Source organism: Streptomyces sp. NBC_00075, from assembly GCF_045041225.1.
GTDB lineage: Bacteria > Actinomycetota > Actinomycetes > Streptomycetales > Streptomycetaceae > Streptomyces > Streptomyces adonidis.
This window is the reverse complement of record NZ_CP108243.1, coordinates 8,970,136-8,991,984: the sequence shown is the minus strand read 5'-3', so window position 1 is coordinate 8,991,984 and position 21,849 is coordinate 8,970,136. Positions and strand designations below refer to the sequence as shown.

Genomic DNA, 21,849 nt, shown 5'->3' with positions numbered 1-21,849 from the left:
AAGTTTCTTCGCCCCCGCCGCCCCTACCCGTCCCATCCCTGGGGGCTCCGCCCCCAGACCCCCCTTTGTCCTCAAACGCCGGACGGGCTGGAATGCCCAGGCTCGTGCTGAAGTGTGGTGGGGGTGGGTGGGCGGGAAAAAGGGTGGGCTGAGCACAGTTGCCCTCGAACACCGGCCGGGGCTTGCTTTTTAGCCCGTCCGGCGTTTGAGGACGAGGCCGTTCAGGCCGACAGCGGGGGTCTGGGGGCGGCAGCCCCCAGGGATGGGAACGGGTAGGGGCGGCGGGGGCGGAGAAAGACCGGCATGATCGGCCGCATGGAACCCCTCCCCCTCACCGGCCTCACAGTCGTCGCCCTCGAACAAGCCGTAGCCGCCCCCTTCGCCACCCGCCAACTCGCCGACCTCGGCGCCCGCGTCATCAAGATCGAGCGCGTCGACGGCGGCGACTTCGCGCGCGGATACGACACCACCGCCCACGGCCTCGCCTCGCACTTCGTGTGGTGCAACCGGGGGAAGGAGTCCCTCGCCCTCGATGTGAAGGATCCGCGTGGGCTTGACGTCGTACGGCGGCTCCTCACCGGCACCGACGTGTTCGTGCAGAACCTCGCCCAGGGCGCCGCCGCCCGGCTCGGACTGGACGCGGCCACGCTCTGCGCCGCGCACCCCCGCCTCGTCGCCGTGGACATCTCGGGATACGGGGCGTCAGGACCGTACGCGGGCAAGCGGGCGTACGACATGCTCGTGCAGTGCGAGGCGGGGCTGGTGTCGGTGACCGGGACGCCGGAGCAGCCGGTGAAGGCGGGGATCCCGGCGGCGGACATCGCGGCCGGGATGTACGCGTTCTCGGGGGTGCTGGCGGCTCTTGTGCGGCGGGGCACCACCGGGCGGGGCGGGCCGGTGGAGGTGTCGATGTTCGACGCGCTCGCCGAGTGGATGGGGCATCCCCTCCATCACGCGATGCACGACGGCACGCCCCCGGCACGTACCGGCCTCGCGCACGCCGTCATCGCACCCTACGACGCCTACCCCACGGCCGACGGCGGGCGCGTGCTGCTGTCCGTGCAGAACGATCGTGAGTGGCGGCGGCTCGCCGAACAGGTGCTGGGGCGACCCGAGTTGGGGACCGATCCGGAGTTCGCGACGAACGCGGCTCGGGTCCGGAACCGGGAGCGGACCGATGCCCACGTGGCCGCGGCACTGGGCTCGCTGGGGGTCGATGACGCCGTCGCGCGGCTGGAGGGTGCCGGGATCGCGTGCGCGCGGCTGAGGAACGTACAGGAAGTGGCGGACCATCCGCAGTTCGCGGCCCGGGACCGGTGGCGGGAAGTGGGTTCGCCGGTGGGGCCGTTGCGCGCGCTGCTGCCCCCGATCACCCTGCCGGGCGGGGACGAGGCGCGGATGGGTGATGTGCCCGCGCTCGGCGAGCACACCGAGGCGCTGCTGCGTGCCGTGGGGATGACGGGCGAGGAGATCGCAGCACTGCGCCGGGACGGTGTGGCCGCCTGAGCGCGGACCTGGAACAACCGGACGGTGGGCGGTGAACGGTGATACCGGACCGGCGTGGGGACGCCGGGCGGTCCGGTCAGCGCCCGCCGAACAGGGTGCGGCTCAGGCGGCGCAGCGGGGCGAAGAGCGAGAGTCGGCTCACACGTGTGCCGAGGTCACTGCGCTGCTTCACGGTGTCCCGTGCGGTCAGTTCACGCATCAGCGAGGTCGCCTCCGCCGTCTCGCGCTGAGGGACGGCGGGTCCCGACAGCACCGAGAGATGGCGGTCGAGGCGCGCCTTGGTCGCACTGCTCCCGCACGTGATCGCAGGGACGCGTGCCCTGCTGTGCATCGTTATCTGTTCCATGTCACTCCCCACCCGTACGAGTCCACCCGGCCCGGGCAGGTTAACCCTATCGCTCCCTCGGGGCATGCGTGTATCGCGGTCACAGGATTCACCTTCCCCACAAGGGTGTTGACGATTACTCTCCGAATCCAACCGATTCCAGGGCGAGTTGGACAACTGGTGCGCTGGTGGGCTGCTCTGAGCCCCCGTCGGGTTCCACGGTCACAGCGAGTGATGTGGCCGTCTTGTCGAGACCGGTCGCGACCAAGGGCGTGTCGCCCTTGAAGAGTCCCAGGGAGCGCGGTTGCACATCAGGGCGCATGAGCCACAGTTGGCGCACGCGGTCGCTCGGCAGCTCCCCGTACCCACTGAGGGTCACCACCGCGCGCCCCTCGGAGGCGGAGGCGATGGCGGTGATTCCCTGCCCCTTGGCGTCCCGTCCGGAGGTCGCCCGCGCGTCGGGAGCGGCCAGAACGTCGGCAATCTCACGTGCCTGGGCCTGCGCGGCGTCCAACTTGTCCTGGGTCTGCGTGTTCTGAACGGCGAACAGCGCGGCGACGACAAGAGCGGCCGCCGCCGTGACGGTGGCGAACGGGGCGAACATGGGGCGCATGCGGGGCGCACGGCGCACGGGCGGCGGTTCGGTGCCCCACACATGCGCCGGCAGCTGATGGCTCTTGCGGCGGGGCGCGTCGGCGGCGCGGCCGGGGGCGTACGACGGGGACTGGCCCGGCGAGTACCCGGGGGACTCCTGCGGAGTCGCGCGTACGGCGGACAGGACCCGGTCGCGCATGGCGAACGGGGGCTGCGCGGCCGTGGACCAGGCCAGCCGGACCGCGTCCTCGGACAGCAGGCGCACCTCGGCGGTGCAGGCGTCGCAGCGGTCGAGGTGCTTCTCGAAGCGGCGCCGCTCGTCGCCCTCCAGGGCGTCGAGGGCGTAGGGGGCGGCGAGGGAATGGAGATCCTCGCGGCGGAACAGTCTGCCGAGCACGCTCATGCGACACCTCCCAGGCATTCGCGCAGCCGGGTCAGTCCGTCGCGCATCCTTGTCTTCACCGTGCCCAGTGGGAGCGAGAGCCGCTCCGCCACTTCACGGTACGTGTAGCCCTCGTAGTAGGCGAGGGTGACCGACTGGCGTTGCAGGGTGGTCAGCCGGTCCAGGCAGCGGCGCACCCATTCGCGCTCCATGCCGGCCTCGACCTCCTCGGCCACGTGGTCGAAGGCGGGACGGTGGGATCGCTGGGCCTCTCGCTGCTCGCGCTCACCGGCCGCGCGGGCGCTGCGCACCCGGTCGACGGCCCGACGGTGGGCGAGCGTGAGTATCCAGGACAGGGCGCTGCCCTTCCTGGGGTCGAACCGGGGGGCGGAGCGCCAGAGTTCGAGCAGGACCTCCTGGGACACCTCCTCCGACTGTGCCGGGTCCCGCACCACGCGCCTGACCAAACCGAACACCGGTCCGGACACGATCCCGTACAGCTCTTCGAAAGCCTTCTGGTCGCCCCCGGCCACGAGTACCAGAAGCTCGTCCGCTCCCACCCGCGTCCCCTCTCTATGGCCGCACACGGCCCCTCCCCGCTCCATCACGCTTGTCACCGTCACCTTAGGCATTCGAAGCGAACAGCCTTCCGGATGGGTACGGATCAACTGCCGTCGAAGTGCGGGTCGGTGACCTTCGAACATCCTCGAGGCGCCCTCCAAACGTCGCCGGAAAGTTCTTCAAGAAAGTTTTCAGGTTCGACCAATCCGCATCCGGGAGGGCTCCGAATCCCCGTCGTCAGGCAAGTTGGCACGGTGAGGACGGACGGCATGACGACAACCATCTCCAAGGGTGGCGCGCGACGCAGGAGTATCGCGACCCTCATTTGTGGTGCGCTGGCCGCCGGTGGGCTCGCAGCCGCCGGCGTCACCGCGCTCGTACCGGGTACGGCTTCTGCCTCCAGCCACCGCGAGGCACCGCTCATCTCGGGGACACCGCAGTACGACAACACGGACGTGTACGCGTTCGTGAGCCCGGACAAGCCCGACACGACGACGATCGTCGCGAACTGGATCCCGTTCGAGGAGCCCGCCGGCGGACCGAACTTCTACCAGTTCGCCGAGGACGCCCAGTACGACATCCACATCGACAACAACGGCGACGCGCAGGGCGAGATCCTGTTCCGCTACACCTTCAAGACGCACGTCAAGAACAAGAAGACGTTCCTGTACAACACCGGCGCGGTGGAGAGCCTTGACGACAAGGACCTCAACATCACGCAGACGTACGACATCGAGATGATCAAGCTCAAGAACCAGTACGTCGAGTCGAAGACGAAGATCGCCGACGACGTGCCGGTCGCCCCGTCCAACGTGGGCAAGGCGTCGATGCCGGACTACAAGAAGCTGCGCGACCAGGCCATCCACAAGCTGACGAACGGTTCGACGACGTTCGCCGGGCAGGCCGACGACCCGTTCTTCCTGGACCTGCGCGTCTTCGACCTGCTGTACGGCGGGAACCTCTCCGAGGTCGGCAACGACACGCTCAAGGGCTACAACGTCAACTCCATCGCGCTTCAGGTGCCTACGCACATGATCGTGGAGTCGTCGAAGCAGCCGATCGTCGGCATCTGGTCGACGACCCAGCGCGAGAACGCCAAGGGCCAGTACAAGCAGGTCTCGCGGCTCGGTATGCCGCTGGTGAACGAGGTCGTCAACCCGATCAAGGACAAGGACAAGTTCAACGCGTCCTCGCCGTGGGACGACGCCCAGTTCCTGAAGAACGTGACCAACCCCGAGCTGCCGAAGCTCATCGAGGCGATCTACAAGATCCCGGCGCCCGACGAGCCGCGCAACGACCTGGTCGACGTGTTCCTCAAGGGTGTCGAGGGCCTCAACCAGCCGCCGCACGTGACTCCGGCCGAGGAACTGCGTCTCAACACCTCGATCGCCCCGGCCAAGAGCCCCAAGCGGCTCGGTGTCCTCGACGGTGACAACGCGGGCTTCCCGAACGGCCGCCGTCTGACGGACGACGTGATCGACGCCTCGCTCCAGGTCGTCGAGGGTGAACTGCTCGGCGCGAAGAACGACTTGGGCGACGCGGTCGACAAGAACGACAAGAAGTTCGAGAACTACTTCCCGTACGTCGCTCTGCCGACCGAGGGTTCGCGCGGTCCCCTCGCCAAGGGCACCGACGGCACGAACGACGTCCGCAGCCAGCTCGGCGACGCGCTCCAGCCGGCGGGTACCTCCGGTGGCACCGACACGATGCTGATAGCCGGTTCCGCGGCGGCCGGTGCGGCCGGGTTCCTGCTGATCACGGCCGGCGTGGTCTGGTGGCGTCGGAACATGGGCAACCGGGCGTACTGACCGCTCCGCTCCCACCCCCAACTGGCGCGGCCCGCTCGTATCCATCCCCCACGGCGCGGGCCGCGCCGCACGGCACCAAAGCGGTTGATCCGCCGGTCAACCGCCTGAACGACCTGAGGAGAGGGCATGCCCCCGCGTACGAACGACAACGCACCGGCCCCCGGCGGCTCGGGCGGAACGGACGCAGCCGCACCGGGCAGCGCCCCGTCGGCCGACGCTCCCGCGGGGGCCACCGAGCAGGACTCCCACGACCTCTCCGTGGATCTCTCCGTGTCCGGCGCCGGTCAGGAGACCCCGTCGGCCGACGCCGCTCCGGAGACCGGCCCTGGCGGAACGGCCGCGGCCGGGACGGACACAGAGCGTCCGCGCGCACTGCGTGCCGTGCCTGACCCCGAGCAGGACAGCTCCGAGCAGGACTCCGAAGACCTCTCCGCTTCCGGCACCGGCCAGGAAGCCCCGGCGGCCGAAGTCGCGCCGGAGATCCTTCAGGCGCCGGAAGCCGAAGTCGCGCACAGCGCCGGTGAAGCGCCCGTTGCCACCGGCTCCGAAACCTCGCCCGAGGGCGTGGGCGCCGGGGCGGCCGGGCACGAGCCGGGCGTCTCCGCCGACCAGGCCTCCCCCGTTTCGTCTCCCCTCGCCCCCGGCACCGAGGCCACTGCCTCCGACTCCACCGGCGACACCGAGACCGCCCCCTCCCCCTCCGACGAGCGCGTCGCCGCCGTGCGACGGGTCGGGGAGGCGTCTCGGCGCTGGCGGGCCTTGCAACTCGGGGCCTGTGCTGCCGCGTTGGCGGTGGCGTTCACCGCTGGGGCCGTGGTGCTGGGGGCCGTTCGGGACGGGGGCGCGACCGCCTCCGTGTCGTCGGCGCCTGCGGCGATGTCGCCCGCGCTGCTCGCCAGTGGGGATCTCGACGCGAGCATCGCCTCGCTTCAGGCCCATCTCCGCAGCCAGCCCAAGGACTTCGGGAGCTGGGCCACTCTCGGGCTCGCCTATGTCGAGCAGGCCCGGACGAAGGGTGACCCCTCCCGGTATCCGCAGGCCCAGCAGGCGCTGGCGCGCTCCCTCGAGCTGCGGCCCGACAACGACTCCGCTCTCGCCGGGCGTGCTGCCCTCGCCGCCGCCCGCCATGACTTTCCCGGTGCGCTGAAGTACGCGGACCAGGCTCTCGAGCAGAACCCGTACAGCGAGCGCGCCCTGTCCACCCGTATCGACGCCCTGGTCGAACTCGGGCGCTACGACGAGGCGTCGAAGGCCGCCGACGAGGCCGACGACAAGCGGCCCGGGGTGCCTGTCTTCACGCGGTACGCGTACGTGCGTGAGCTGCGCGGCGATGTCGCCACCGCGCGGCGCGTGCTCGAGCGGGCGCTCGGCTCCGCCACCTCTCGCGGGGACGTCGCCTACGTGGCCACCGCGCTCGGGCAACTCGCCTGGAACCAGGGCGAGTACACGTCCGCCCTGGAGTACTACGCTCGCGCCCTCGCCGCCGACGACGCCTATCTGCCCGCCCTCGAAGGGCGGTCCCGCGCGCAGTTCGCGGACGGCGACCTGGCCGGGGCCGTCAAGGGCATGGAGGAACTCGTCTCCCGCTATCCGCTGCCCGGTCCGCTCGTCGAACTCGGTGAGCTGTACGAAGTCCGGGGCGGCGACGGCGACTTGGCGAAGGCCCGCGACCAGTACGCGCTCGTGAACGCCTGGACGGCCATCGCCCGCGCCAACGGCGTCAACGCCGACCTGGACACCGCGCTCGCGGCAGCCGACCACGGCGACAAGAAGTCGGCGCTGCGCGCGGCCCGCGCCGAGTGGGACCGCCGCGAGACCGTGCACACGGCCGACGCCCTTGCGTGGGCGCTGCACGTCAACGGCCAGGACGAGGAAGCGCTCCCGTACGCCCGCCGCGCCACCGCGACCGGCTACCGCAACGCCTCCTTCCTCTACCACCGCGGCATCATCGAGCAGGCCACGGGCAACGCGAAGGAAGCCCGCGCCTCGCTCTCCGCCGCCCTCGAACTCAACCCCGGTTTCTCCCCGTTGGGCGCCCAGAAGGCCCGTACGGCTCTCAAGTCCCTGGAGGCGGCGAAGTGATGTCCCGTCGTGTGGTCGCCGCCGGCGCGGCCGTGTTCGCGGGCGCCTGTGCGCTCGTCCTGGTTCCCGCCGGGGCCGCCAGCGCGCATCCCCTCGGCAACTTCACCGTCAACCGGTACGACGGTCTCGTCGTCGCCCCGGGACAGCTCCGCGTCGCTCACGTCGAGGACCTCGCGGAGATCCCGGCGACCCAGGCCAAGCCCGACATCGAGAAGCTGGGGCTGACTGGTTGGGCGGGGCAGCGGTGCGCCACCGCCGCACAGGGCAGCAAGGTGACCGTCGCCGGGCAGGCCGTCACGCTCTCCGTCGGCGGCGCCAAGGCGAGCGTGCGGCCCGGTCAGGCAGGCCTCGACACCCTGCGCGTCGAGTGCGAGCTGACCGCCGCCCTCCCCGAGGTCGCCGAAGGGGACTCCGTCTCCCTCGGTTTCCACAGCGCGGGCACCGAGTCCGGGCCCGGCTGGCGGGAGATCACCGCGCGCGGCGACCGGATGACTCTCGCCGAGTCCGACGTACCGGAGAAGTCGCTCTCCGGTGAACTGACCAGCTATCCACAGGAGTTGCTCTCCTCCCCGGCCGACACCGCGACGGCCGCCCTCCAGGTGAGTCCGGGCGGCCCGGCGCTCTCCGAGAGCGGCGAGAACGACGCCCCGGCCTCCTCCGTACTGCCGCGCGGCGCCGACCGCTGGACCCGTGCGCTGGACAACCTCGTGGCCCGGCACGACCTCACGATCGGCTTCGCCGCGCTGGCCCTGGTCATCGCGGTCTTCCTCGGCGCGATGCACGCGCTCGCCCCGGGCCACGGCAAGACCCTCATGGCGGCCACGGCAGCCGCCCGGGGCGGCCGGGCCCGCCTGCGCGACGTCATGCCGCTGGCCGCCTCGGTGACGGTCACCCACACCCTCGGCGTGGTCGGCCTGGGCCTGCTGGTGACGGCCGGTTCGGCGGCGGCGCCCTCGGTGATCGCCTGGCTGGGCGTGGCGAGCGGTGTCCTCGTGACGGGCGCGGGCCTGACCCTCCTGCGCCGGGCCTGGCGCCACCGCGCCCACGAACGCGCGCACCACCAGTCCCGGACCCAGTCCCATCCGCACCCCCATCCCCATCCCCATCCCCACCCGCACGACCACTCCTCCGACCACGATCACGATCACGGCGATTCGCACGACCACGACCACGAGCACCCCCACAGCCACACCCACGCCGCCGACAAGGCGCCGGAGCGCGAACTGGTCCTCGCCCACGCGGCGCACGCACACCCGCACACGGACACGGACACGGACACGGACACCACTCCCGTACGCGCCCACGCACACGCCGCCACCCCCGCACACGTGCACGACCACGAGCACCCCCACGACCATCACCACGATCACGATCACGACCATGAGCACCCCCACACGCACGACGACCCCAAGCACAAGCACTCCGCCACCACCCTCGAACACACCCACGGCGGCTTCACCCACACGCACGCCGTCGCGCCGACCGTGCGCGGCACGATCCTGCTCGGGTTCGCCGGTGGGCTGGTGCCGAGTCCGTCCGCCGTGGTCGTCCTGGTGGGCGCCGCCGCGCTGGGGAAGGCCTGGTTCGGGTTCCTGCTCGTGCTGGCGTACGGCGTCGGGCTCGCGCTCACCCTCACGGGGGCCGGGTTCCTCGTCGTGAAGCTGGGCAGCGGGGCCAACCGGCTGCTTGACCGGCGTCCGGGGCTGGCCGGTGGTCCGGTGGTCGCGCTGCTGCGGCGTACCGCGCCGCTGGGATCCGCGCTCCTCATCGTGGCGCTGGGGGCCGGATTGGTGCTCAAGGGGGCGGCAGCCGCGATCGGCTGAGCTACTTTTGGGAAGAAATCAGGCGGTGTGCGGAAAACCGGCGTGCGGTATAGACGTGCGGTGAGACCGATTCCAGTGAACGCGCTGCTGCGATGGGGGGACGTCCGTGTCCGTAGAACCGGGCAGTGAACGTGTGATCGCGGGACGCTACCGGCTGCTCTCGCCGCTCGGCGAGGGCGGCATGGGCACGGTGTGGCGGGCCCGGGACGAGGTGCTGCACCGCGAGGTCGCCGTCAAGGAGGTGCGCGCGCCCGCCGGACTCCTGACCTCCGACGTCGAACGGATGTACGCCCGGCTGGAGCGCGAGGCGTGGGCCGCCGCCCGGGTCTCGAACCGCAACGTCGTGACGGTGTACGACGTGGCGACCGACGACGGCCGGCCCTGGATCGTCATGGAGCTGATCCGAGGGGTCTCGCTCGCCGACCAGCTGGACGCCGAGGGACCGCTCTCCCCGCAGCGGGCGGCCCACATCGGCGCCGAGGTGCTGGCCGCGCTGCGGGCCGCGCACGAGGCCGGGGTGCTGCACCGGGACGTGAAGCCGGGCAACGTCCTGCTGTCCAACGACGGCCGGGTCGTGCTCACCGACTTCGGGATCGCGACCGTCGAGGGAAGTTCGGCGCTCACCATGACCGGCGAGGTCATCGGTTCGCCCGAATTCCTCGCCCCCGAACGGGCGTTGGGGCGCACCCCCGGCCCCGAGTCCGACCTGTGGTCGCTGGGCGTGCTGCTGTACGCGGCGGTCGAGGGCAACTCCCCCTTCCGGCAGAACACCCCGCTGAGCACCCTGCGCGCCATCGTGGACGAGGAGTTGCCGCCGCCGCTGCGGGCGGGGCCGTTGACCCCCGTCATCGAGGGGCTGCTGCGCAAGGATCCGGCCGAACGTCTGGGCGCCGAGCAGGCCGAGCACGATCTGCGGATCATCGGGGCTGGGGGTACCCCCTCTGGGGGAGGGAGCCTGCGTGCGGATGCCGGTCCGACGGCTCCGTACACGCCGACGATCGCGGGCCTCCCGCAGCAGCCGCCGGCTCAGCCTCCCACGCCTCCGCAGCCGACTCCCGTGTCCACGACGGCGGGCCAGTTCGGCCCCCCGCCCCCGGACACCCGGCCCACCACCCGCTCCGCCGAACCGGACCGCAACCGCCGCGCGGCCGTCGTCCTGGTCGCGGGCCTCGTCGCCGTCGCGCTGGCGGTGGCCGGACTGACGTACGCGCTGCTGAACGGCAACGACGGCGGCGAGGACGACAACGGTGCCGGGACCAGCACGCAGCAGAGCAACGGCGGTACGGGCGAGGCGAGTTCGCCGAAGAACAGCCCCAGTGACTCCGGCAACGAGGAGACGAGCGAGTCGCCGAGCGGCGACGACGGCGGTACGACCTCGAAGCCGGCGCAGACCGTCGAGGTCGATGTGGTCGGGTCGGACACCGAGTACTCGGGGACCTGTCCGCCGCCCCAGTCCGAGGCGCCCGGGTTCACGGCGACCTTCACCGTGGGGAGCGTACCCACGAAGGTCTCCTACCGCTGGGTGACGGAGACGGGTGAGGCGCCGGAGCAGGGCTGGCGGACGCTGTCGTTCCCGTCGGGGGGCGGGAAGACCAAGCAGAACAAGGTCTTCGTGACCACGTACGACGAGAGCGGGACGATCAAGAACGCGATCGGCGTGGAGGTCCGCGACCCGGTGGGCGTGAAGTCCAACACCGTGCCGTTCACGGTGACCTGTGAGACGGAGACCCCGACGGACGGGGCCTCCACTCCCACAGCTACGCCCTGAAAGGACGTCAGCCGGTCTGTCAGGCGTTGCTGGTGAGCACCGGCAGATAGCCGCCCGACTGGCCGGCGGCCGTCGGGTGGTACGACTCGCCGATGTTGAGCAGGTTGAGGCTGTGCAGCCATGAGCTGCCGGAGCAGATCTCGTGACCGGTGAAGGCCGTCTTGACGTCACCGTAGGTGAAGCCGTGGTCGGCGGCCCGTTTGGCGAGGGCGCTATTCAGGTAGTCGGCGGCGCCGTTGATCGCGGACCGCTTGGCCTCGGACAGGCCGAGGCAGGTCTGGCCGAGCCTGTAGAAGCGGGGGTAGCCCAGGACGACGACGCGGGCGGCGGGCGCCCGGGAGCTGATGGCGTTGTACACGGTGTCGAGCTGACCGGGGAGGGTCGAGTCGACGTACGCCTTCGCGGTGTTGATGCGGGCGACGCAGGAGCTGTCGGACTGGAGCACACAGGTCGTCATGACGTCGGCGAAGCCCGCGTCGTTGCCGCCGACGCTGATCGAGACGAGGCCGGTGGAGGAGCTGAGCGGGGTCAGCTGACTCGCCAGAACATCACCCGTTCGGGCGCCCGAACAGGCCGTGAAGTTGAAGCTGGAGGGCGAGTGGGCGGCGGCCCAGAGGTACGGGTACGCCTTCGTGCTGCGCTTGCAGTTGCCGCTGGAGCTGATGTAGCTGCCGGCGCCTACGCCCGAGGAATAGGAGTCTCCGAGGGCCACATACCCGGTGGCGGCGGCGAGTTGGGATGCCTGCGCCGACGTCGCCCCGGTGAGGGCCAGGCCGGCGGCGAGGAGGAGCGAGGTCACGTATGCCGTAATTCGGGAACGTCTCATGGAACCTCCCTTTAGCAGGATCTCTGCCACAACGTTCGTACCAACTACGCGTGTTGATTGGAAGTGTTCATGCCAATACTTACCCGCCCACATCAACCCCGATCCCCCGCGTTCACATTTCGTTGGATTGCGTGTGTATGACATGCGCGTGACAAGAGTCCGAACCTCTTGAGCAACTCCCGTACATGACCGAGTCTTTACTTCGGCCCGGACGGAACGCGACGCTCCGGGCTGTGCCCGCACTCGCGCGCACCCCCCACAGACGCGCCCCCACCCAGGCGCGTGCTGCCTAAGAGGAGGACTCCCTCGTAATGGCACAAATGCGTAGCAAGAAGCTCAGGACCGCCGCGACCACCGTCGTGGCAGCCGCCGCTCTCGTCGGCGGATTCACCGCGCTCCCCGCCCAGGCCGCCCCGGCACCCGCCGAGGGCAAGGTGCTGGCCGCCGGCTCCCCCACGGCCATCAAGGACAGCTACATCGTCACGCTCAAGAAGACGACCGGCCTCAAGGCCGCGTCGAGCGCCGGCAAGAGTCTCATCAGTGAATACGGCGGCACGGTGAAGAAGACGTTCAGCACCGCGCTGAACGGCTACTCCGCGACCCTGTCCGCCACCGAGGCCCGCAGACTCGCCGCCGACCCGTCGGTGGCCTCCGTCGAGCAGAACCAGACGGTGCACCTGGACGCCACGCAGACCAGCGCCCCCTGGGGCCTGGACCGCATCGACCAGGCGGCGCTGCCGCTGTCCGGCACCTACACCTACCCGGACACGGCCGGCGCGGGCGTGACCGCGTACGTCATCGACACCGGCGTACGCATCACGCACACGCAGATCAGCGGCCGGGCCGCCAACGGCTACGACGCCGTGGACGGCGACACCGTCGCGCAGGACGGCAACGGCCACGGCACGCATGTGGCGACCACCATCGCGGGCTCGACCTACGGTGTCGCCAAGGCGGCGAAGATCGTGGCGGTCCGTGTGCTCAACAACAGCGGTTCCGGCACCACGGCCGGTGTCGTCGCGGGCATCGACTGGGTGACCGCGAACCACAGCGGCCCCTCCGTCGCCAACATGTCGCTCGGCGGCTCCGCCTCCACGGCCCTGGACACGGCTGTCGCCAACTCCATAGCCAGCGGCGTCACCTACGCGGTCGCGGCGGGCAACAGCAGCGCCAACGCCTCCTCGTACTCCCCCGCCCGGGTCGCCGCCGCGATCACGGTCGGCGCCACCACCAGCACGGACGCCAAGGCGAGCTACTCGAACTACGGCTCGACCCTGGACATCTTCGCCCCCGGCTCCTCCATCGTCGCGGGCTACAACACCAGCGACACGGCGACGGCCACGCTCTCGGGTACGTCGATGGCCACCCCGCACGTCGCGGGCGCGGTCGCCGTCTACCTCGCGGGCCACACCTCGGCCACCCCGGCCCAGGTCGCCACGGCGCTGACGGGCGGCGCCACCACCGGCGTGGTCACCAGCGCCGGCACCGGCTCGCCGAACCGTCTGCTGAAGCTCGTCTCGTAACACCCGTCCCACAGCGGTAACCCGCTCCATCCGAACGGCAGTTCCCCGGAGGCAGCCGGCGCCTCCGGGGAACTTGTCCGTTCACCCATTCGTTCCCCTCCGGGGAACATCGCGCATGCCTCTGGGCAATGTGACGTGCTGGTTGCGCATCTTGACTCGCCCGTCGCGCTGCGCGACATTGAAGCCCGGCATCCGGCGCGTCGGGGGGCAAAGTCGCCAATGCAGACCATACGTATCAAGCCACCTTCATCCGACAGCGGACCGGGGGACGGTGAGCCGCCACCGCAGGGGCTCGTGAAGGACCTGTTCCCGCTGCTCGCGGGCGTGGCCGTGGCCGTCGCGGCCGTCGGCGCGGGCCTCGCGCTGACCGACACCGCCTCACCGCTGCGCGGCCCGTTCACGCTGTTCTTCCTCCTCGCCGCACCGGCGGTCGCCGTGGGCGCCGCGCTGCGCGGACTGGAGCCGTTCGGCCGGATCGTGACGTCGGTCGCGGCGGCGGTCGCACTCGATCTCCTGGTCGCCCAGGGCATGCTGGCGACGCATCAATGGTCGGTCCGCGGCGGGGTCGTCGCCGTGACCGTGATCAGCTCGCTCATCCTCCTGCTGGTTCTGGTACGGCGGCACCGCGGCCGTACGGCGAGAAGACGGACCTCCTGACGTGGCTGGTGACGTGGCTCGAAACCTGACCTCCGACGTGACCCTCACCGTGTACAGACCCGGCGAACTGACCGCCGCCGACCGGGCCGCCTGGACGGCGTTGCAGGCCAAGGCCCATCTGCACGGCTCGCCCGAACTCGCGAACCCCTTCCTGTCCCCGGAGTTCACGCTCGCGGTCGGCCGCTGTAGACGCGGCGTACGTATCGCGGTGCTCCGCGAGGGCGGTGAGCCGGCCGCCTTCTTCCCGTTCCAGAGATCCGCCGCCGGCGTCGGCCGGGCGATCGGGCTCGGTGTCTCCGACTGCCAGGGGCTGGTGCACCGCCCCGGATTCGCCTGGGACGCACGGGAGTTGCTGCGGGCCTGCGGGCTCTCGGTCTGGGAGTTCGACCACCTGGTGGGGGGCCAGGAGCCGTTCGAGGCGGAGGCCTCCGGCACCTTCCCGTCCCCGGTGATGGACGTCGACCAGGGGTACGAGGCCTATCTGGCCGGACTGCGGGCGCGCTCACCCAAGTTCACCCGCACGACGCTCGCCAAGGAGCGCAAGCTCGGCCGGGACGCCGGCGAGGTGCGCTACGTCCACGACGAGCGTGATCCCGAGGCGCTGCGCAGGCTGATGGACTGGAAGTCCGCCCAGTACCGCAGGACCGGCCGCAGCGACCGGTTCGCGCACCCCTGGATCACCCGGCTGGTGCGGCAGCTCTTCCACACCCGCTCCGACCCGTTCGCGGGCATCCTCTCGGTGCTCTACGCCGACGGAAAGCCGGTCGCGGCCCACTTCGGGCTGCGTACGGAACGCGTGCTGGCCTGCTGGTTCCCGGCGTACGACCCGGCGTTCTCGAAGTACTCGCCGGGCCTTGTCCTGCATCTGCGGATGGCCGAGGCGGCCGCCGCCGACGGGATCGCCTACCTGGATCTGGGCCGGGGGCAGAAGGAGTACAAGGACTCCCTGAAGACCCGTGAACTCACGGTGTCCGAGGGGTGGGTGACCCGTCGTCACCCGGTGGCGGTCGGACACCGGGCGCGGCGCGCCCCCGTCCGGGCGCTGCGCAATGTGGTGCTGTCCCGGCCGGAGCTGTTCGAGCCGGCCGACAAGGCGCTGAAACGGATGGGACAGCTCCGTTCACGAAATCGATCAAAGTAGTTGTCCAACGATCAAAGTGGCTGTGTAACGGGCAAACCAATAAAAACGTGAGGCCTCGTTCCAGGTCTTGCCATAAGGGCGCAATCGTCAATACCGTCATACATCTCACCCGCATCGGTACGTCGTCCTGTGACTCAGGGGAGGGCTCAGGGTCCACGACGACCGTCGGAGCGGGACGCGGTAGGGGGGTGCCGCGCTCGGTGAACGCACGTCTTGCCGAGCCGTGCCGCGAGACCGGACACCTGATCAGGCGTTCGGCCAGCTTTGCCAGCTCACCCGGCATGCACGGAGCCAGCTAGAGACCGATACGGAGAAACCATTCGTCATGCCGTGAGTGAGAACCCCCCTTTCGAACCGGACACATAACCGGGCCGCCCAGGGGCGGGCGGTCCACCGGACGAGAGGGACCAGACTCATGAGTTCCGTTCTGCGACCGGCGATCTCGGGCGAGGAGCCCGCGGTCGCCAACCAGCAACCGATCAAGGCCGACGTGTACCGGCCCATCTCCTCCCATCTGGCGATCACGCCACCGGTGAGTGTGGTGATCCCCGCCATGAACGAGGCGGAGAACCTGCCGTACGTCTTCAAGACACTGCCCGACTGGATCCACGAGGTGGTCCTGGTCGACGGCAACTCCACCGACGACACCGTCGAGGTCGCCCGTGGGCTGTGGCCCGACGTCAAGGTGGTGAAGCAGCAGGGCAAGGGCAAGGGGGATGCCCTGATCACCGGGTTCGAGGCCTGCACCGGCGACATCATCGTGATGGTCGACGCGGACGGGTCGGCGGACGGCAACGAGATCGTGTCGTACGTCTCCGCGCTCGTCTCGGGCGCCGACTTCGCCAAGGGCTCGCGCTTCGCCAACGGCGGCGGCACGGACGACATGACGCCGATCCGCAAGCTGGGCAACTGGGCGCTGTGCACGGTCGTCAACAAGAAGTTCGGCGCCCGCTACACCGATCTCTGCTACGGCTACAACGCGTTCTGGCGGCACTGCCTCGACAAGATCGACCTCGACTGCACCGGCTTCGAGATCGAGACCCTGATCAACATCAGGGTGGTCAAGGCGGGGCTCAAGGTGCAGGAGATCCCGAGCCACGAGTACCTCCGGATCCACGGCGCGAGCAATCTGCGGGCCGTGCGGGACGGGCTGCGCGTGCTGCGGGTGATCCTGAAGGAGCGCTCCAACCGGCGTGACCTGCGCAGCCGTTCGCACTCCCGCATCCTCAGCGCGAGCCGGGGAGAGGCGTCTTGAACCAGCTCGACGTCTCGGTGGTCGTCTGCGTCTACACCGAGGACCGCTGGGAGGACATCCTCGCGGCGGTCGCCTCGGTGCGGGCGCAGTCACGGCCGGCCCTGGAGACACTCCTGGTCGTCGACCACAACCAGGCTCTCCTGGAGCGGCTGGCCAAGGAGTACAAGGAGACCGACGAGGTACGGGTGCTGGCCAACGCGGGCCCGCGCGGCCTGTCGGCCGGCCGCAACACCGGGATCGCCGCCTCGCACGGGGAGATCATCGCCTTCCTCGACGACGACGCCGTGGCCGAACGCGACTGGCTGCGCCACTTCGCCGACGGCTACGCGGACCCCCGGGTGATGGCCGTCGGCGGCCGTACGATGCCGATCTGGGCGTCGGGCCGCCGGCCGGCCTGGTTCCCGGAGGAGTTCGACTGGGTGGTGGGCTGCACCTACAAGGGGCTGCCCGAGGGACGCGTCCAGGTCCGCAACGTGCTCGGCGGGAACGCCTCCTTCCGGCGTACGGCCTTCGACGCGGCCGGCGGTTTCGCCACCGGCATCGGACGGGACGGCGACAAGCGTCCGCTGGGCTGCGAGGAGACGGAGCTGTGCATCCGCCTCACCAGGGCCAGACCGGACGCGGTCCTGCTGATCGACGACCGTGCGGTGATCCACCACCGGGTGCCGGAGGTCCGCGAGCACTTCGGGTACTTCCGCACCCGCACCTACGCCGAGGGCCTGTCGAAGGCGCTGGTCGCCCGAAGTGTCGGCGCGGACAAGGGACTTGAGTCCGAACGCCGGTACACCACCCGGGTCCTGCCCGCCGGGGTCGCACGCGGTCTGCGCGACGCCCTGCTGGCCCGGCCGGGCGGCGCGGGCCGCGCGGGCGCGATCGTCGCCGGGGTGCTGACGGCGGCGGGCGGGTACGTCCTCGGGAGTGTGCGGGCGCGCCGGGGCGGGCCCACGTTCACGGTGGTGGAGATCGAGCGGAGCGCCGAAGGAGGGACGGCATGAGCACGCCCGTACCGATCCTCATGTACCACTCGGTCGCCACCGAGCCGAACGACGCGACCAGGACCCTGTCGGTGACACCGGAGGCGTTCGCCGAGCAGCTGGCGCTCCTGGCCGACCAGGGCTTCACGCCCGTCAACACGGCGGAACTGGCGGCAAGTTGGCGCTCCGGCCGACCGCTCCCCGCCCGCCCTCTCCTGATCACCTTCGACGACGGCTACGAGGGCGTCCACCGGCACGCGCTGCCGGTGCTCGCCAAGTACGGTTTCCCGGCCACCCTGTTCGTGTCGACGGGCTGGCTCAGGGGCCCGTACGACACCGGGGGCGGCCTCGACACCATGCTCGACTGGGAGCAGGTGCGCGAACTCGCGGGCAGCGGCGTCGAGATCGGCGGCCACAGCCATACGCACCCGGAGCTGGACCAGCTCGACGACGACACGCTGCGCTTCGAGCTGACCCGCTGCCGCGAGGTCGTCGCCGGTGAACTGGCCGCCGTACCCGTGTCGTTCGCCTACCCGTACGGCTACTCCAGCCGCCGGGTGCGGGCGGCGGTGCGGGCGGCCGGGTTCGCGCAGGCGCTCGCCGTCGGCAACGGTCTCGCACGCCGGGAGCAGGGTCCGTACGCCCTGCGGCGCGTCACCGTGCGCCGCTCCACCGGAATCGAGGAGTTCGCGCGGCTGGCCGAAGGCCGGTCCATCGCGCGGGACTTCGCCCGGGACCGTGCCCTCACCAAGGGGTACGCCATGGTCCGCAGAGCACGTCAGGTCCGCCGGAAGGCCATCAGTTCCCGTGTCTGACACGACGACCACACCCACGACCGAGGCCGAGGCTCCCTCGGCCGATACACCCGGACAGCGGCCGGGCCGGCGGCTGCGGCTCCCCGGCCTGGGCAAGGGCAAGGGCGGCGGCAGCCAGCTGTTCCGCAACGCCTACGCGCTGATGCTGAACACGGGCATCTCCGCCGTGCTCGGGCTCGGCTTCTGGCTGGCCGCCGCCCGCTACTACTCCGAGTCGGCGGTGGGCCAGAGTTCCGCCGCGATCGCCGCGATGAAGCTCCTCGCGGGTCTCACGGCGGTGACGCTGACGGGCGCCCTGGCCCGCTTCATCCCGGTCGCGGGCCGCGCCACCGGACGGTTCATCTTCCGTACGTACGCGGGCAGTTCGGTGATCGTGGCGCTGGCCGCCGGGGTCTTCCTGCTGACGCTGAACATGTGGGGTCCTTCGTACCGGTTCCTGCACGGTCCGGTGCCCGCCCTCGGATTCGTCGGCGCCGTCGTCCTGTGGAACCTGCTCACGCTCCAGGACGGGGTGCTGACCGGGCTGCGCAACGCGCTGTGGGTACCGGTCGGCAACACGGTGTTCTCGGCGGTCAAGCTGGGGCTACTGGTGGCCTTCGCTGCGGCGATCCCGACGAGCGGTGTGTTCGTGTCGTGGGTCGCCGCGATCGCCATGTCGGTGCTGCCGCTCGGCTGGCTGGTGTTCCGGCGCCTTGTGCCCCGGCACATCAAGGCGACCGAGGAGCACGCGAAGCCGCCGACGCTGAAGGAGATCGGCCGGTTCCTCGCGGGCGACTACACGGGTTCGCTGTTCTCCCTCGCGGTGGTCTACCTGGTGCCGGTGATCGTCGCCTCGCAGGTCAGCTCCGCCGACAACGCGTACTTCTACATCACCACAACCATCGGCGGCACGGTCAACCTGCTCGCCATCAACATGGGCGCCTCCCTCACGGTCGAGGGCTCGCACGATCCGGCCCGGCTGGCCGCCAACACCCGCGCCGCGCTCAGGCGCATGGCGCGGATCATGCTGCCGGTCGCCGGGGTGCTGTTCTTCGGCGCGCCCTGGATCCTGGGCGTCTTCGGCTCGGGCTACGCGGACGCGGCGACGCCGCTGCTGCGCTGGTTCGCGGTCGGCGCGGTGCTGCGGGTCGTCATGGAGACGTACTTCGCCGTACTGCGCGCCCAGAGCCGGACGGCCGGACTCGCCTGGATGCAGGGCCTGTTGTGCTCCCTGGTGCTCGGTCTGACGCTGCTCCTGCTCCCCCGGATGGGCCTGACCGGAGCGGGCGTCGCGGAGATCTCGTCCCTCACGGTGATCGTCGCGATCGCCGCGCCGAAGCTGTACCGGACGGTCAGGGCGGCACCGGCCGACGCGATCCCCGAGGGCTCGGCACCGGACGGGGACCTCGCCGACCTGACGGCGGGCTCCCGGGGGCGCGGCCAGGGCTGGGCACGCTCACTGGACTCGGACACCCTCGCCCTGGGCGTCCACCTCGACTTCGACCACCAGGAACGCCGTCCGGACGTCCGCCCGGGCCCGGGGACCCCACCCACCGGGACACCGGCGCCGCGCGTGGACCGCCGGCCGACCTGGGCGCTGAAACAGCCCGAGGTGGTGGGGCTGCCCGTGGAGGAACGGGAGCCGACGGAGGGCTCGTTGCTGCGGCCGGCCGTCCCGGCGGGCGCGGACGCCGATCTCGTACGAGCCGCCCAGGCGTCCCTCGTACGGGAGTTGCGCACCGCGCAGACCGCACCCGACCCGTCGCCACCGCCTCCCCAGACCCTGCGCGAGCGCCTGCTGCCCACCCGCGGCGGAGTGGTCCTCGGCTGTCTGCTGATCGCCGCGCTGCTGCTCTACTGGGTGCCCGCGTCCCGCCTGGGCGAGGCCGACCTGGACCGGATGGGCGGGCTGGGGCTGATCTCCATCCTGCCGCTGCCGACGCTGATCGGGGCCGGGCTGCTGGTCCTGGTGTTCGCGTCGCTGCTGTGGGGCAACCGGGAGCACCGCACGCTGCTGGCTCTCACCCTGCTCGCGACGGTCGTGTCGCTGCACGCGCTGCCTGCCGTGATCGAGGCCGAACCCCGGTTCGCGACGGCCTGGCAGCATCTCGGGTTCCTCGACTACATCGACCGGACCGGGACCGCCGTACCGGACCTGGACGCGCGCTGGAGCTGGCCGGGCTTCTTCGCGGGGGCGGCGTTCGTGGCGAAGGCCTGTGGGGTGAACGACCTCACGGAGGTCATCCGCTGGTGGCCGCTGGCCATGCAACTCCTGTACCTGGCCCCGCTGTTCCTGCTGACCCGCTCCCTTCGGGCGAGCTGGCGGGCCAAGTGGACCGGAGTGTGGATCTTCGTCCTGAGCGGCTGGGTGGGCCAGGACTACTTCTCTCCTCAAGGCTTCACGTACCTCCTCTATCTGGTCTTCGCGGCGATCCTGCTGGTGTGGTTCCGGGCGCCGCGAGTCCTCTGGGGGAAGACGCGTCCGGGCGAGGCGGAGGTCGAGCCGACGAACCGCCGTCAACAGGCCGTACTGCTGGCCGTGTTGATCGCCCTGTTCGCGGCGACGGTCCCGGCCCACCAGCTGACGCCGTTCGTGATGCTGGGCGTGCTGGCGGTCCTGGTCGTCATCGGCAAGTCCGAACTGCGGGGCCTGCCCATCCTGTTCGGTGTCATCGTCGCGGTCTGGGTCGGTTTCATGGCCGAGCCGTACTGGTCGGGGCACTTCGACGAGCTGTTCGGCGGGATGGGCGGAGTGGGCGGCAATGTGTCGTCGAGCGTCTCCGGCCGTATCGAGGGCGGCAGTTCGAGCCACAAGCTCGTCCTCTACACCCGCGTCCTGCTGGCCGGCGGGGTCATGACCCTGGCCTGCTACGGCTGGTGGCGCCGCCGCGACCACAAGTACCGCGAACGCTCCCTGCTCGTCCTCACCTTCGTCCCGTTCCTCGGCTTCGGCATGCAGTCGTACGGCGGCGAAATGGCCCTGCGCGTCTTCATGTTCGCCCTCCCGGGTGCGGCGCTGCTGGCCGCGCTGGCGCTCTTCCCGCGCACGGGGGTGACAGCGAAGGAACGGGACAGGGACCGCATCAGCCTGGCTCCCCTGGCGGCCCTGATGGCGGGCCTGATCCTCATGGGCGGCTTCCTGGTGGCCCGTTGGGGCAACGAGTCCTTCGAACGGACCCGCCCCGGCGAGGTCGCCGCGATGAACTACGTGTACGCCCACGACGACCCGACGGTCCGCCTGCTGTGGCTGAGCAACGACCTCGTCGACAACGTCACCCCGGCCCTGCCGTGGGGCGCCAAGGACATGGAGAAGGTGCAGTACGTGCCGACGCTGGCCCCGGCCGACCCGGTACTGGTGTCGGGGCTGGTGAAGGCGCTCAAGGACGCGGGCCCCAACTCGTATCTGATGGTCAACCGCAGCCAGGTGATCTATCTCCAGCTGGACGTGGGCTACTCGGCGGCCTGGGAGGGCCGACTGCTCCAGAACCTGGACGGCCGGGACGAGTTGAAGAAGGTGTTCGTCAACTCCGACGTGACGATGTACGCGCTGCGGCAACAGCCGGAGGGCAAGGTCGCGAAACCTGATCCCGGCCCGATCGGCCCCCAGGTGACCTGGACACCATGGTCGGTGGTGGGCGGCCTCGCGGCCGTCGCCCTGATCCTGCTCCTCACGGCCAGGGAGATCGTCCGGGTGGCACTACGCCCGAGCGTCCGCCAACTCCGCTGGCTACAGAGCAGCTTCTGGTTCTCGCTGCCGCTGCTGGCGGTGTTGTTGGCGTCGCTGGTGCAGCGCTTCCTGACGATGAAGTGAGGCAGGGAGGTGGGTGGCT

At 70.6% G+C, this 21,849-nt stretch carries 16 protein-coding genes; 12 read left to right on the top strand and 4 right to left on the bottom strand.

Features of this window, described 5'->3' with window-relative positions; translation table 11 throughout:
• The first annotated feature begins 303 nt into the window (after window positions 1–303).
• Window positions 304–1,506 carry a CaiB/BaiF CoA transferase family protein gene (locus OG787_RS39410; RefSeq protein WP_405538455.1) on the top strand — a complete coding sequence of 401 codons (1,203 nt, stop codon included), beginning with the start codon at window positions 304–306 and terminating at the stop codon, window positions 1,504–1,506.
• A gap of 76 nt (window positions 1,507–1,582) precedes the next feature.
• Here the strand turns inward: OG787_RS39410 and OG787_RS39405 are convergent, their stop codons facing one another.
• From OG787_RS39405 to OG787_RS39395, 3 genes are all read right to left on the bottom strand, one after another.
• Window positions 1,583–1,852, bottom strand: a complete 270-nt coding sequence (locus tag OG787_RS39405; RefSeq protein WP_369032861.1) for a hypothetical protein — start codon at window positions 1,850–1,852, stop codon at window positions 1,583–1,585.
• 115 nt (window positions 1,853–1,967) lie between these two features.
• On the bottom strand, window positions 1,968–2,828 hold the full coding sequence (locus OG787_RS39400; protein ID WP_405538454.1) for an anti-sigma factor domain-containing protein: 861 nt from the start codon (window positions 2,826–2,828) through the stop codon (window positions 1,968–1,970).
• Window positions 2,825–3,367, bottom strand: a complete 543-nt coding sequence (locus tag OG787_RS39395) for a sigma-70 family RNA polymerase sigma factor (protein WP_369032863.1) — start codon at window positions 3,365–3,367, stop codon at window positions 2,825–2,827. The genes OG787_RS39400 and OG787_RS39395 overlap by 4 nt, the downstream gene beginning before the upstream one ends.
• A 270-nt stretch (window positions 3,368–3,637) precedes the next feature.
• Between OG787_RS39395 and OG787_RS39390 the strand changes: the two genes are divergently transcribed.
• The 4 genes from OG787_RS39390 (at window position 3,638) to OG787_RS39375 (ending at window position 10,849) form a co-directional block, all read left to right on the top strand.
• Window positions 3,638–5,176 carry a DUF4331 domain-containing protein gene (locus OG787_RS39390; RefSeq protein ID WP_369032864.1) on the top strand — a complete coding sequence of 513 codons (1,539 nt, stop codon included), beginning with the start codon at window positions 3,638–3,640 and terminating at the stop codon, window positions 5,174–5,176.
• Window positions 5,177–5,302: 126 nt separating this feature from the next.
• Window positions 5,303–7,258 carry a tetratricopeptide repeat protein gene (locus OG787_RS39385; RefSeq protein ID WP_405538452.1) on the top strand — a complete coding sequence of 652 codons (1,956 nt, stop codon included), beginning with the start codon at window positions 5,303–5,305 and terminating at the stop codon, window positions 7,256–7,258.
• Window positions 7,258–9,081 (top strand): nickel transporter, encoded by a 1,824-nt coding sequence (locus OG787_RS39380; protein ID WP_405538451.1) that lies wholly within the window; start codon window positions 7,258–7,260, stop codon window positions 9,079–9,081. The genes OG787_RS39385 and OG787_RS39380 overlap by 1 nt, the downstream gene beginning before the upstream one ends.
• Before the next feature lie 106 nt (window positions 9,082–9,187).
• On the top strand, window positions 9,188–10,849 hold the full coding sequence (locus OG787_RS39375; protein WP_405538450.1) for a serine/threonine-protein kinase: 1,662 nt from the start codon (window positions 9,188–9,190) through the stop codon (window positions 10,847–10,849).
• A gap of 19 nt (window positions 10,850–10,868) precedes the next feature.
• Here the strand turns inward: OG787_RS39375 and OG787_RS39370 are convergent, their stop codons facing one another.
• Complete coding sequence (locus OG787_RS39370; RefSeq protein ID WP_405538449.1) at window positions 10,869–11,675, bottom strand: SGNH/GDSL hydrolase family protein; 807 nt, start codon at window positions 11,673–11,675, stop codon at window positions 10,869–10,871.
• Between the two features lie 311 nt (window positions 11,676–11,986).
• On the opposite strand from OG787_RS39370, the gene OG787_RS39365 reads away from it, so the two are divergent.
• The 7 genes from OG787_RS39365 to OG787_RS39335 all read left to right on the top strand — a co-directional run bounded on the left by OG787_RS39365 (window position 11,987) and on the right by OG787_RS39335 (window position 21,830).
• Window positions 11,987–13,198, top strand: a complete 1,212-nt coding sequence (locus OG787_RS39365) for a S8 family peptidase (protein WP_369032869.1) — start codon at window positions 11,987–11,989, stop codon at window positions 13,196–13,198.
• A 219-nt stretch (window positions 13,199–13,417) separates the two neighbouring features.
• Window positions 13,418–13,855: a hypothetical protein gene (locus OG787_RS39360; protein WP_369032870.1), complete on the top strand. Its 438-nt coding sequence runs from the start codon at window positions 13,418–13,420 to the stop codon at window positions 13,853–13,855.
• A 37-nt stretch (window positions 13,856–13,892) separates the two neighbouring features.
• The gene (locus OG787_RS39355; protein WP_369032956.1) at window positions 13,893–14,996 is read left to right on the top strand and encodes a GNAT family N-acetyltransferase; all 1,104 of its coding nucleotides are present in this window, start codon (window positions 13,893–13,895) and stop codon (window positions 14,994–14,996) included.
• A 415-nt stretch (window positions 14,997–15,411) separates the two neighbouring features.
• Window positions 15,412–16,251, top strand: coding sequence for a glycosyltransferase family 2 protein (locus tag OG787_RS39350; protein ID WP_369032871.1), 840 nt, complete (start codon window positions 15,412–15,414; stop codon window positions 16,249–16,251).
• Window positions 16,248–17,246 (top strand): glycosyltransferase family 2 protein, encoded by a 999-nt coding sequence (locus tag OG787_RS39345; protein ID WP_405538446.1) that lies wholly within the window; start codon window positions 16,248–16,250, stop codon window positions 17,244–17,246. Before OG787_RS39350 ends, OG787_RS39345 begins: the two co-directional genes overlap by 4 nt.
• The gene (locus tag OG787_RS39340) at window positions 17,243–18,040 is read left to right on the top strand and encodes a polysaccharide deacetylase family protein (RefSeq protein ID WP_369032873.1); all 798 of its coding nucleotides are present in this window, start codon (window positions 17,243–17,245) and stop codon (window positions 18,038–18,040) included. The genes OG787_RS39345 and OG787_RS39340 overlap by 4 nt, the downstream gene beginning before the upstream one ends.
• On the top strand, window positions 18,033–21,830 hold the full coding sequence (locus OG787_RS39335) for a lipopolysaccharide biosynthesis protein (RefSeq protein WP_405538445.1): 3,798 nt from the start codon (window positions 18,033–18,035) through the stop codon (window positions 21,828–21,830). The genes OG787_RS39340 and OG787_RS39335 overlap by 8 nt, the downstream gene beginning before the upstream one ends.
• The last annotated feature ends 19 nt before the right edge of the window (window positions 21,831–21,849 follow it).